Origin of the sequence: Paraburkholderia silvatlantica, from assembly GCF_003096715.1 — a bacterium.
Taxonomy (GTDB): domain Bacteria; phylum Pseudomonadota; class Gammaproteobacteria; order Burkholderiales; family Burkholderiaceae; genus Paraburkholderia; species Paraburkholderia silvatlantica.
The window spans coordinates 178988-191181 of the sequence record NZ_QEOL01000004.1 but is presented as its reverse complement, the minus strand read 5'-3'; the positions used below and the strand labels follow the sequence as shown (position 1 = coordinate 191181).

The following is a 12194-nucleotide window of genomic DNA, read 5'->3' as shown; positions in this document are numbered from 1 at the left end:
CGGATGGCCAGGGTTCGCGGCGCGTTCGGCCCGCGCGGCTGGCGCGCAAGCGCCGGGGGCGCAGCCTCGCGCATACGAACGGGAATCCGGAAAATTAGAGACGGGATTATACCCGCCATGCACCGCTTCGGCCTGCAGGAGAGGCCCGGGGGGCGCGCTGGCGCCCCGGGCCTCTCCTGCAGACGTCACCGCGAGCGCAAGCCGTCTGGCGCTTTGTCATCTGCCGTCACATCGCGGACACATCGCGTTACATGCACGCCTGCTAAACCGGCCGCGCTTTGCCTTATGATGTCGGCGCGCCGCCACTACGATGCGGCGTCGCGCGCGCAAACACCGGTATTCGGCCGCCCGCGCGCGAGAGAGACCGGGGTACCGCGTCGTTCCTTGCCGGACACGCCCGCGGACCGCATGGAGAACCTTCTTGAAGCAGTCATCGCCCTCGTTGAACCGCCGGCACTTTGCGCTTGCGGCCGCTTCCACCGTCCTTGCCGCCTGCACGACCGCGGGCACGCAAACCGCGAGCGTCCCGCCACCCGTCACCACCGCGCCCCCGCCGCCCGGCGCGAGGCCGACGCGCCCCCTTAGAGTGGGCCTTGCACTCGGCGGCGGCGCGGCGCGCGGCTTCGCGCACATCGGCGTGATCAAGGGGCTCGAGGCGCGCAACGTGCAAGTCGACTTCGTGGTCGGGACGAGCGCCGGCTCGGTCGTCGCGGCGCTTTACGCCTCGGGCATGAACGGTTTCGCGCTCAACAAGCTCGCGTTGACGATGGACGAAGCCTCGATCAGCGACTGGGCGATGCCTTTTCGCACGCGCGGCCTCCTGCAAGGCGTGGCGCTGCAGAACTATCTGAACACCACGCTGCACGACCGGCCCATCGAGAAGATGGCGAAGCCGCTCGGCGTCGTCGCGACCGACCTGCGCACCGGCCAGCCCATCCTGTTCCAGCGCGGCAACACGGGCACCGCCGTTCGCGCGTCGTGCAGCATTCCGTCGATTTTCGAGCCCGTGAAGATCGCGGGCCATGAATACGTGGACGGCGGCCTCGTGAGCCCGGTGCCGGCCTCGTTCGCACGCAGGATGGGCGCGGACTTCGTGATCGCCGTGGATATCTCGGCGCGCCCCGAAACGGCCTCGACGCTGAGCCAGTTCGACGTGCTGATGCAAACCTTCACGATCATGGGCCAGACGATCAAGACCTATGAGCTCGACAAGTACGCCGACGTCGTGATCCGCCCGAACCTCAACGCGATGTCGAGCAGCGACTTCACGCAGCGCAACGCGGCGATTCTCGCGGGCGAGGAAGCGGCGGCGCGCATCATGCCGGAACTCGAGCGCAAGCTCGCCTCGGCGCGCCTGACGGCCTGAGCGCCCGACCTGCCCCTTTTGGCGGGCGCACAAACGCAAAAAACCTGCTTCGCAAGAAGCAGGTTTTTTTGTTCACGACAGAACCTCGATCAGTTGCCGCCGTTGCCGTCGAACTGTGCGCTCACGCGCTTGAGGCTTTGCTGCTGGTCCGGCGTGAACGACGTTTCGACGCGGCGCGCGCCCGTGAAGCGCTTTTCCCAATAGCCGTCGTCGAGGTCGTCGACGCGGATCGTGCTGCCGGTGGACGGCGAATGCACGAACTTGTTGTCGCCAATATAGATGCCGACGTGCGAGAACGTGCGGCGCATCGTGTTGAAGAACACGAGGTCGCCCGGCTTCAGGTTGCTCATGCTGACCTTCTCGCCCACGCGGCTCATTTCCTCGGCGCGGCGCGGCAGCGACATGCCGAGCGTGTCCTGGAACACGTAGCGCACGAAGCCGCTGCAATCGAGGCCAGAGTCGGGCGAGTTGCCGCCCCAGCGGTAACGCACGCCAATCATGTTGAGTGCGCCGACAACCACGTCGCCGGCTTTACCGGCCATGCCGGAAAGGAATGCCTTGGCGCCGCCTTCGGCCGGGGCCGGGGTCGCCTGATTGGCATTCTGGAGTACGTTCTGAACTGCGGGGACGGACTGCGGATTCGCCGCGTTGCTGGGCGAAAATGAGGCATTCTGGTTAAAGCTGCTTACTTCGTCGGCGAACGCGCCGGGAGCTGCGGCCATCAGTACGCCGATGAACATCCCGGCGACGGCGCGCGTGCAAGCCTGGGTCAGGTATCGGTGCTGCATTGGTCGGTAGAAATTGCCCGTAAATCAGGGAGTTAGTAGAAAAGTTTGGACGATACTAGCCAGTAAGTATTTGTGTGTCAAAACAAATAGAAAAATTCAATCGCGACATTCACCTCATTGGTGAATTTCACCGAAATTCGCCCTAAAGTTCCGCCAAAGCCTAGCGATCGAACGCGGCTTTCAACAATTTTCGGGTGTAAGGATGGGCCGGTCTATCGAAGATATTCGAGACCTCGCCGGACTCGACGATCGCCCCGTTCTGCATCACCACGATCCGGTGCGCCATCGCACCGATCACTTCCAGGTCGTGGCTGATGAACACGTAGCCCAGGTTGTACTTGCGTTGCAGATCCGTCAACAATCTCAACACCTGTTGCTGGATCGACACGTCGAGCGCACTGGTCGGTTCGTCGAGCACGATCACGCGCGGCTCAAGGACCAGCGTGCGCGCAATGGCGATACGCTGGCGCTGGCCGCCCGAAAACTCGTGCGGGTATCGTTGCAAAGCAGTGCGATCGAGGCCCACTTCGCGCAGCACGCCGACAACGCGCTTGCGCCGCTCCTCGGTGGAAAGATCGGGCCGATGCAGCACGAGCCCCTCCCCCACGATGCGCTCGATGGTCTGGCGCGGAGAAAGCGAACTGAACGGATCCTGAAAGACAACCTGCAGATGCGAGCGCAACGACAGCCTCTCGCGCCCCTGATAGCTCGCGATCGGCCGCCCCTGGAACTCGACGACACCGCCTGCGGTTCGCTGCAATCCCAGCATCGCCATTGCCAGCGTCGTCTTGCCCGATCCGGACTCGCCGACGATGCCAAGCGTTTCGCCCTGCCGCACCGCAATGTTCGCGTCGTTCACGGCGCGATAGCGCCCCTTCTGCCACCAGCCGCGAAAACCGGGCAGCCTGGTTGCGAAGTCGACGATCACGTCTTTCGCCTGCAGGAGAACCGGCGCGATCGGCAGCACGGGCAGCACGTGACGCTCGGGCCGGCTGGCGATGAGCCGCTGCGTGTACGGGTGTTGCGGCGCCTCGAAGATCTGCTCGACGCTGCCTGACTCCACGAGCCTGCCCTTCTCCATCACGGCCACGCGCTGCGCGAAGCGGCGCACGAGATTCAGGTCGTGCGTGATGAGCAGCACCGACATGCCTGCGCCAGGATGGCGCGCCGCCTCCTCGCGCTGCAATTCGAGCAGCAGATCGACGATCTGGCCGCGAATCGTCACGTCGAGCGCCGTGGTCGGCTCGTCGGCGAGCAGCAGGCGCGGACGGCACGCGAGCGCCATCGCGATCATCACGCGCTGGCGCTGGCCGCCCGAGAGCTGATGCGGATAACTCGACACGCGCCGCCGCGCTTCGGCAATGCCCGTGCGTTCGAGCAACCCCACCGCCTGCTCATAGGCCGCTCTCTTCGACACGCCGTCATGCAGCACGATGGTCTCCGCGATCTGCTCGCCGATCGTGTAGAGCGGATTGAGCGCCGTCATCGGCTCCTGGAAGATCATCGCGACGTCGCTGCCGCGCAGGCCGCGCATCGCGCGCTCGCTTTTGGCGAGCAGATCGTCGCCGTCGAAGCGGATCGTTCCGCTGATCTGCGCGTCCTGCAAGAGGCGCAGAACCGCGAGCGCGGTGACGGTCTTGCCCGAACCCGACTCGCCGACGAGCGCCACGCGCTCGCCGCGCCCGATCGCGAGCGTCACGTCGTCGACGGCGAGCGTCTCGTCAAAACGCACGCTCAAATGCTCGATCGAGAGGAGCGGCGTGGCGATGTCCTGAGGCACGCCGCTCACTGGTTGCCTCCGGCCTTCATGGCGTCGGAAATGCGTGTGTCGAGCGCGTTGCGCAGCGCGTCGCCGATGAAGGTGAGCAGCAGCAGCGTCGCCACCAGCACGCCGAAGGTCGAGAACGCGATCCACCATGCGTCGAGATTGCGCTTGCCCTGCGCGAGCAGCTCGCCGAGGCTCGGCGTGGGTGCAGGCACGCCAAGTCCCAGGAAGTCGAGACTCGTCAGTGCGAGTATCGCGCCGCTCATGCGAAACGGCAGGAACGTAATGACGGGCGTGAGGCTATTGGGCAGCACGTGATGCCAGATGATCTGCCAGTTCGAAAGGCCCATCGCGCGCGCGGCGAGCACGTAGTCCTGATTGCGGTTGCGCAGGAATTCGGCGCGCACGTAGTCGGACAGTCCGATCCAGCCGAACAGCGAAAGCAGCACGATCAGCAACACGAAGCCCGGCTCGAAGATCGCCGCGAAAATAATCAGCAGGTAAAGCTCCGGCAGCGAGCTCCAGATCTCGATGAGACGCTGCCCGACGATATCGACCTTGCCGCCGAAGTACCCCTGCACCGCACCCGCCAGCACGCCGAGCAGCGTGCCGATGGCGGTCAGCACGAGCGCGAACTCCACCGACACGCGAAAGCCGTAGAGCAGGCGCGCGAACAGGTCACGGCCGCTCTCGTCGGTGCCGAGCCAGTTCTGGCGCGACGGCGGCGCGGGGTTCGGGACTTTCGCGAAGTAGTTGAGCGTGTCGTAGTAGTACGGGTTCGGCGGATAGATTGCGAAGTTGCCCGGCGCGTCGAAGCGGTGGCGGATATACGGATCGAGGTAGTCGGCGGGCGTCGGGAAATCGCCGCCGAACGCGGTTTCCGGATAGTCCTTGAACAACGGGAAGTACAGGTGCCCGTCGTAGCGCACGACGAGCGGCTTGTCGTTGCACCAGAGCGGACCCGCGAGACTCGCCGCGAACGCGACGAGAAACACGATCAGGCTCCAGTAGCCAAGACGCTGCTGCTTGAAGCGCAGCCATACGCGGCGGGCGGGCGTGGGCGACTTGAAGGCGCGCACGCTCCCGGTACGCAGTTCGGGCTCGGCGCCAACGCGGACTCGGTTCAACTCAGCGCTCCAGTTGTTCGAATTGGATGCGGGGATCGACCCACACGTAGCACAAATCGGAAATCAGCTTGGTTAGCAGTCCGATCAGCGTGAAGAGATACAGCGTGCCGAGCACGACCGGATAGTCGCGCCGCACGACGGATTCATACGAAAGCAGGCCCAGCCCGTCGAGCGAAAAAAGTGTTTCGATCAGCAGGCTGCCGGTGAAGAACGCGCCGATGAACGCCGCCGGGAACCCCACCACGAGCGGCAGCAGCGCGTTGCGAAAAACATGCTTCCAGAGCACGGTGCGCTCCGAGAGCCCTTTCGCGCGCGCAGTCAGCACGTATTGGCGGCGGATCTCTTCGAGAAAGGCGTTCTTGGTCAGCATGGTCGTGACCGCGAAACTGCCCACGACCGACGCCGTCACGGGCAGCGTGATGTGCCAGAGATAGTCGAGAATCTTGCCGCCGAGCGAGAGCGTGTCCCAGTTGTCAGACGTGAGATTGCGCAGCGGAAAGAGCTGCAGAAACGAGCCGCCGCCGAACAGCACGAGCAGCAGCACGCCCAGCACGAAGCCCGGAATCGCGTAACCGACGAGCACGACGAGGCTCGTCACGAGGTCGAACCGCGAGCCGTTGCGCACCGCCTTCGCGATGCCCAACGGCACCGATATCAGATAGGTGAGAAAGAACGTCCACAGGCCAATGCTGATCGAAACCGGCAGCTTGGAAATAATCAGCGACCACACGCTCTGGTGGTGGAAATAGCTCTGTCCGAGATCGAAGCGCGCAAAGCGCCCGAGCATCAGGAAATAGCGTTGCAGCGGCGGCTTGTCGAAACCGTAAAGCTGCTTGAGCTGTGCGATCTGCTGCGCGTCCACGCCCGAATGTGCGCGCATGCCGAACGGCATCCCCTGTTCCGCGCCCCGTCGCAATTCGCGCACCGCCTGTTCGACGGGGCCGCCCGGCACGAACTGGATCACGCCGAAAGTCAGCGTGAGCACGCCGAGCAGCGTCGGGATCATCAGCAGCAGGCGTTTGACGATGTAGCTCCACATGATTCGTTGCTTCCGTCGTGTCCGTTGTTAATGACCCGCCGCCTGTGGCCCGGGCTGCGGCTGGGGTTGTGACTTCAGCCACCACGTCGAGATGATCCAGTCGTTCGCACCATAGTACAGCGGCAGCTTCGCCGGATAGGCCAGCGTGTTCCTGAACGCCACGCGGTGCGTCGCGCTGTACCACTGCGGCACCACATAGTAGCCGTGCATCAGCACCCGGTCGAGCGCATGGGTGGCGTCGAGCAGCTGCTGGAGCGTCTGCGCCTGCGTGAGCGCCTTGAGGATCGCATCGACAGCCGGCGACTTCAGGCCGAGCAGGTTGCCCGAGCCCGGCTCGTCGGCGGCCTTGCTGCCGAAGCGGTCGACCTGTTCCGCGCCCGGCACCTGGACGTCGGGGAACTTGATGGTCGTCATGTCGTAGTCGAAGGCGTCAAGCCGCTTCTGGTAAAGCGCGAAATCGACCGAGCGATAGTTCACCTGGATGCCGAGCCGCCTGAGCGCCTGCGTGTACTGCGCCATGATCGGCGCCCACTGCGCCGAAGCGCTCGTGTCGTCGAGCACCTCGAACGTGAACGGCTCGCCCTTCGCGTTGCGCAGCGCGCCGTCGCGATAGGTCCAGCCGGCGTCGGCGAGCAGCGCGCGCGCCTTCAGCAGATTCGCGCGCAGCGATCCCGGCGGGGTCGTATCGGGCTGCAAGGGCGGCGGCCCAAACACGGCCGGATCGAGCGACTTGCGCCATGGCTCGAGCAAGGCAAGCTCCCCAGGCGACGGCAGCCCCTTTGCCTGCAGCTGCGTGTTCGCGAACCAGCTGTCGATGCGGCGGTACTGACTATAGAACAGCATGCGGTTGAGCCACTGGAAGTCGAGCGCAAGGTCGAGGGCGCGGCGCACGCGCACGTCCTGGAACACCGGCTTGCGCAGATTCATGACGAAGCCCTGCATGCCGGTGCCGTTGTGCTGCGGGAACTCGCGCTTGACGAGCTCGCCGCTGTCGAAGCGCTTGCCGACGTCGCGCCGCACCCAGTTGCGCGCGACATATTCGACGAGCGCGTCGTACTCGCCCGCCTTGAAGGCTTCCAGGCGCGCCACGTCATCCGAATAGAGCTTGTAGGTGATGCGCTCGAAGTTGTTGGTGCCCACGCGCACCGGCAGGTCGCGGCCCCAGTAGTTGGGGTCGAGTTTGTAGGTGATCGTGCGGCCGTTCGAGTAGCGGTCGATCACATACGGACCGCTGCCGATCGGCTGCTCGAACGCGAGCTGATCGAAGGCGATGCGGCTGCCGTCCGGGCGCAAGCCCCACTTGTGCGAGAACACCGGCATGCCGCCCGCGATGAGCGGCAGTTCGCGGTTCTTGCTGCGGAAATCGAAGCGGATCGTCGCGGAATCGACCACCACCGCGCGCGTGATCTCGCTGAAATACGCCTGCATGGAGGGCGCGGCCTGGCGGCTCTTCAGGGTATCGAGCGAAAACTTCACGTCTTCGGCCGTCACCGGGTCGCCGTTCGAGAAGCGCGCCTTCGGGTTGATATGGAACGTCACCGAAAGCGCGTCGGGCGCGATGCGGATGTCGTCGGCGAGCAAACCGTAGGCCGAGGCCACTTCGTCGAGACTCCCCGTCGTGAGGCTCTCGAACAGCATGCCGAGCCCCGGGGCCGCGTTGCCGCGCAGCGTGAACGGGTTGAACTTGTCAAAGCTCGTGAGGCGGTCGGGATTGGCGAGGACGAGCGTGCCGCCCTTGGGCGCATCCGGATTCACGTAGTCGAAGTGCGCGAATCCCGGCGGATATTTGGGCTCGCCGTACTGCGCGATGGCGGAAACCGCATGGGCGGACGGCATGGCCAGCAGTCCGAATGCGAGCGTCAGGCACATCGCCGCCAGCCTTTTGGCAAGTGCGAGCCGAGCCGCAGGAACGGTTGCCCCAAGCGCGCCGAGCGCCGTCCTGCCTCGCGTTCCTGTCGTCATAGATCGGTATTTGTCCAGGCTGACTTGTCAGTTGTGAGAGAATTCTACCCAAACCACGCGGCGCCGCCCCACAGGCGCTGGCGCATTGACCTGATTTAGGAGAATTCATGGGCTTCCTCGCTGGCAAACGCATCCTGTTGACCGGCCTGCTGTCGAACCGTTCGATCGCGTACGGCATCGCGCAGGCATGCAAGCGCGAAGGCGCGGAACTGGCGTTCACGTACGTCGGCGACCGCTTCAAGGACCGTATCACCGAGTTTGCACAGGAATTCGGCAGCAACCTCGTGTTCCCCTGCGACGTGGCCGACGACGCGCAAATCGAAGCGCTCTTCACGGACCTCAAGCAGCACTGGGACACGCTCGACGGCCTCGTCCACTCGATCGGCTTCGCGCCGCGCGAAGCGATCGCGGGCGACTTCCTCGATGGCATGACCCGCGAAAACTTCCGCATTGCGCACGATATTTCTGCATACAGCTTCCCGGCGCTCGCCAAGGCTGCCAAGCCGATGCTCGCCCAGAACGCCTCGCTGCTGACGCTTACCTATCTCGGCGCAGAGCGCGCCATTCCGAACTACAACACCATGGGCGTCGCGAAAGCCGCACTCGAAGCGAGCGTGCGTTATCTCGCGGTGGCGCTCGGTGCGCAAGGCGTGCGCGTGAACGGCATCTCCGCCGGCCCGATCAAGACGCTCGCGGCGAGCGGCATCAAGGGCTTTGGCAAGATTCTCGATTTCGTCGAGCAGAACGCCCCGCTGCAGCGTAACGTGACCATCGAGCAGGTCGGCAACTCCGCCGCGTTCCTGCTCTCCGATCTGGCGGCCGGCGTGACCGCCGAGATCATGCACGTCGACTCGGGCTTCAACGCCGTGGTTGGCGGCATGGCCGGCCTCGAGTAAGCCTCTCTCTGCGTTGCGTGCGCGTCGTTGCGCGCGCAACGGCAAGAATGCAAAAGCCGCCCGGTGGGCGGCTTTTCTATTTAGGGCGATGCTTGACCCTGCCATGCGCGCCGTATCACGCGCATCACGCCTGCGACAAGCCTCGCAGCTTAGTGCCAGTGTCCCGGAGGCCCGCCGTGGTCGCGATCGTAGTGGCCGCGGCCCGGACCGCCATAGCCGCCGTGGTGGCGATACCAGTCGTCGCGCGCCCAGTAGCGGCGGCCATCCCAGTAACGATCGCCATGCCAGCCGATGACGATGGCCGGCGGCGCCGCATAAACAGGAGCCGGCTGATAGACGACAGGCGGCGGGGGCGGCGCGTAGACCGGTTGCGGAGCGACATAAACCGGGGCCGGAATACCGATGTTGACACCAACGCTCACGCCAGCCATAGCAGCGCTCGATGCGCCGATAGCCACGCCCCCGAGCAGCATTGCAACAACACGTGGGAACTTCATGGACTCACCTTTCGGGTTTGATGTTTTGTTCAGGCCAATATAACGCACGGCTTTCGCCCGCGTATTTCAAACTTGTAATAACTGATGCACAAACCTGGCCGGCGCTCGATGGCGTTACGTCTCGTTACACCGGCGCCAAGGCTTGTGGCGCGCAACGGACTGCGTATGCGCAGATCAGGCGCGTTGCGTCTCGCGACCCGCTTTTGCCGCTAGCCTGAACGACACGGCGAACTACGGCGCAGCGGAGGATAGCATCGCTGGCGCCAAAGCGTGCGGATTACAACAGGGTCCCGATCTCACGCACGCGCAGCACGCAGCGATCCCCCGCGCGGCTGTCACGCTCGCGCGACCCACTTCACTTCATTCGCATTACGAATTACTTTCCGTGCAACCCGCTTTGACCGACAGGCTCAGCGATAGTCCATCAGCACGGTCGCGTGCGACGCGTCCGCCGTCTGCGCCGCGTACCTCGGCGCAAGCGTGAGTATGCCGCCCGAAGCGCCGATGAAATAGCGTCCCGCGGCGTCCGGAGACACGCGCCGCCCGGCTCCGTTGATGAATCGCACCCGAATGCGCTGGCGCCACACCGAACTCCCTTGCGCCACCCTGCTGTTTGCAGGCAGGACCGACAAGTTGGCGCGTGGCGCAACGCGCGCTTCACTGCTAAAGGCGATGGTCGTGAAACCGCGAAGGCCATCGTAGTCTTGCCGCCTTTCCATCGTCGCCGACGCGCCGGTTGCGCTGTGCCCCATGGCGATGTCGAAGGTTGGCGCGACGAGCGCACCCACAAAACGTATCGTTCCGCCGTCAGCCCATGCCGTTGCGCACGCGCACAACGTTGCCGACGCGCAGAGGGTTGTTAGCGTGCTTCGTATCGATGCCTGACAGACTTGTCTTGTTTTCATCGCACTCTCCGCTCGAGAAGTTCTCGGGACCGCTTGATGGCGGTACACAACAACACTCGTATTGACAGCGTAGACGCGAAAATGTTGACTTTAGTCGACTAAATATTGCGCATATCGGAGATGCCTACAGATTTTCCTGACAGACGCAGGTCCAACGCAGTCATCGCAGTCCTAAGCGAATGGACTGGAACAGGACGACTCGAAGCGACAATCGCCGCACCGTTCGAAACCGGCTTTGTGCATAGCGGGAGCCACAAAACAAAAACCCCGCAAGCCGAGACTTGCGGGGTTCCACCGCCATTTCTGGCGGAGACGGAGGGATTCGAACCCTCGATCCAGGTTTTGGCCCAGATGCTCCCTTAGCAGGGGAGTGCCTTCGACCTCTCGGCCACGTCTCCCGAAAACTTCGTTCGCGCCAGGGAGGCAGCGCAACGAAGCCAAGATGATAGCGGGTTAGCGCCTTCCGGTCAATTCATACGGCGCTTTTTTGCAAAGTTTTTTCTGCAAGCGCACAACGAACGCCGCGCGGCTTACGCGTGCTCGAGGTCGAACGCCTTGTGCAGCGCGCGCACCGCCAGTTCCATGTACTTCTCGTCGATCAGCACCGAGATCTTGATTTCCGAGGTCGAGATCATCTGAATGTTGATGCCCTCTTCCGAGAGCGTGCGGAACATCTTGCTCGCCACGCCCACGTGCGAGCGCATGCCCACGCCGACCACCGAAACCTTCGACACCTTCGCGTCACCGAGCACCTTCTCCGCGCTCACGTGGCCCTTCACCTGGTTATTCAGGACGTCGATGGCGCGCTGATAGTCGCCGCGCGGCACCGTGAACGTGAAGTCGGTCTTGCCGTCCACGCTCTGGTTCTGGATGATCATGTCGACGTCGATGTTAGCGTCCGCCACCGGGCCGAGGATCTGATACGCGATGCCGGGCTTGTCGGGCACGCCCATCACGATGATGCGGGCCTCGTCGCGCTGGAACGCGATACCCGAGATGACTGCTTTTTCCATGGTCTCGTCTTCTTCAAAAGTAATCAGGGTGCCCGAGGACATTTCCTCGTCGAGGTTCATCATCGGGTCGGTCAGGCTGGAGAGCACACGCGTCTTCACCTGATACTTGCCCGCGAATTCCACCGAGCGGATCTGCAGCACTTTCGAGCCGAGGCTGGCCATTTCCAGCATCTCTTCGAACGTAATGCGGTCGAGACGGCGTGCGTCGTCGACCACACGCGGGTCGGTCGTGTAGACGCCATCGACGTCCGTATAGATCAGGCATTCGTCGGCCTTCAGCGCCGCTGCGACCGCCACCGCCGACGTGTCCGAGCCGCCGCGGCCGAGCGTGGTGATGTGGCCTTCCGGGTCGATGCCCTGGAAGCCCGTGATCACGACCACCTTGCCGTCGTCGAGGTCGGCCAGCACGCGCTCGCCGTCGATGTCGTTGATGCGGGCCTTGGTGAACGAGCTGTCGGTTTTGACCGGCACTTGCCAGCCGGTGTAGCTGATCGCGTCGACGCCCGCTTCCTGCAGGGCGATCGAGAGGAGACCGACGCTCACCTGCTCACCGGTCGACGCAATCATGTCGAGCTCGCGCGGGCTGGGCTGGGGCGAAATTTCTTTCGCGAGGCCGAGCAGACGATTGGTTTCGCCGGACATCGCCGAAGGCACGACGACCATCTTGTGGCCGGCCTTGTGCCATTTGGCGACGCGCTTCGCGACGTTCTTGATGCGCTCGACCGAGCCCATCGAGGTGCCGCCGTATTTGTGTACGATGAGTGCCATTGTCGTTCTGAACTGGAGATGTTACCGCGCTGGCGCACTGAAGAACCGGGCCGCCCGGACGCCTTGGG

General features: G+C 63.9%; 10 protein-coding genes and 1 tRNA gene. 2 read left to right on the top strand and 9 right to left on the bottom strand.

All coding sequences use genetic code 11. From position 1 onward, the window contains the following. Positions 1-421 precede the first annotated feature (421 nt). Entirely contained in the window at positions 422-1366 is a 945-nt protein-coding gene (locus C7411_RS07270; protein WP_110857266.1) for a patatin-like phospholipase family protein, read from the top strand. An 89-nt stretch (positions 1367-1455) separates the two neighbouring features. On the opposite strand, the gene C7411_RS07265 is transcribed toward C7411_RS07270, so the two are convergent. The 5 genes from C7411_RS07265 to C7411_RS07245 form a co-directional block, all read right to left on the bottom strand. Beyond that, on the bottom strand, positions 1456-2154 hold the full coding sequence (locus tag C7411_RS07265; protein ID WP_110384017.1) for a C40 family peptidase: 699 nt from the start codon (positions 2152-2154) through the stop codon (positions 1456-1458). A 160-nt stretch (positions 2155-2314) separates the two neighbouring features. Beyond that, entirely contained in the window at positions 2315-3943 is a 1629-nt protein-coding gene (locus C7411_RS07260; RefSeq protein WP_243413079.1) for an ABC transporter ATP-binding protein, read from the bottom strand. Next, positions 3940-5046, bottom strand: a complete 1107-nt coding sequence (locus C7411_RS07255) for an ABC transporter permease (protein WP_373682577.1) — start codon at positions 5044-5046, stop codon at positions 3940-3942. Before C7411_RS07255 ends, C7411_RS07260 begins: the two co-directional genes overlap by 4 nt. A gap of 1 nt (position 5047) precedes the next feature. Then, positions 5048-6085, bottom strand: a complete 1038-nt coding sequence (locus C7411_RS07250) for a microcin C ABC transporter permease YejB (protein WP_028204101.1) — start codon at positions 6083-6085, stop codon at positions 5048-5050. Between the two features lie 27 nt (positions 6086-6112). After that, positions 6113-8047 (bottom strand): extracellular solute-binding protein, encoded by a 1935-nt coding sequence (locus C7411_RS07245; protein WP_110384016.1) that lies wholly within the window; start codon positions 8045-8047, stop codon positions 6113-6115. A 107-nt stretch (positions 8048-8154) separates the two neighbouring features. On the opposite strand from C7411_RS07245, the gene fabI reads away from it, so the two are divergent. Then, positions 8155-8943, top strand: a complete 789-nt coding sequence (fabI, locus tag C7411_RS07240; RefSeq protein ID WP_028204103.1) for an enoyl-ACP reductase FabI — start codon at positions 8155-8157, stop codon at positions 8941-8943. Positions 8944-9092: 149 nt separating this feature from the next. On the opposite strand, the gene C7411_RS07235 is transcribed toward fabI, so the two are convergent. The 4 genes from C7411_RS07235 to C7411_RS07220 all read right to left on the bottom strand — a co-directional run bounded on the left by C7411_RS07235 (position 9093) and on the right by C7411_RS07220 (position 12126). Then, positions 9093-9440, bottom strand: coding sequence for a hypothetical protein (locus tag C7411_RS07235; protein ID WP_110384015.1), 348 nt, complete (start codon positions 9438-9440; stop codon positions 9093-9095). Positions 9441-9850: 410 nt separating this feature from the next. After that, a complete protein-coding gene (locus C7411_RS07230; RefSeq protein ID WP_110384014.1) occupies positions 9851-10228 on the bottom strand; it encodes a hypothetical protein in 378 nt (125 codons plus the stop codon). Between the two features lie 421 nt (positions 10229-10649). After that, positions 10650-10743: transfer RNA gene (locus C7411_RS07225), tRNA-Ser, on the bottom strand. A 132-nt stretch (positions 10744-10875) separates the two neighbouring features. After that, on the bottom strand, positions 10876-12126 hold the full coding sequence (locus tag C7411_RS07220; RefSeq protein ID WP_042265048.1) for an aspartate kinase: 1251 nt from the start codon (positions 12124-12126) through the stop codon (positions 10876-10878). Positions 12127-12194: the final 68 nt, after the last annotated feature.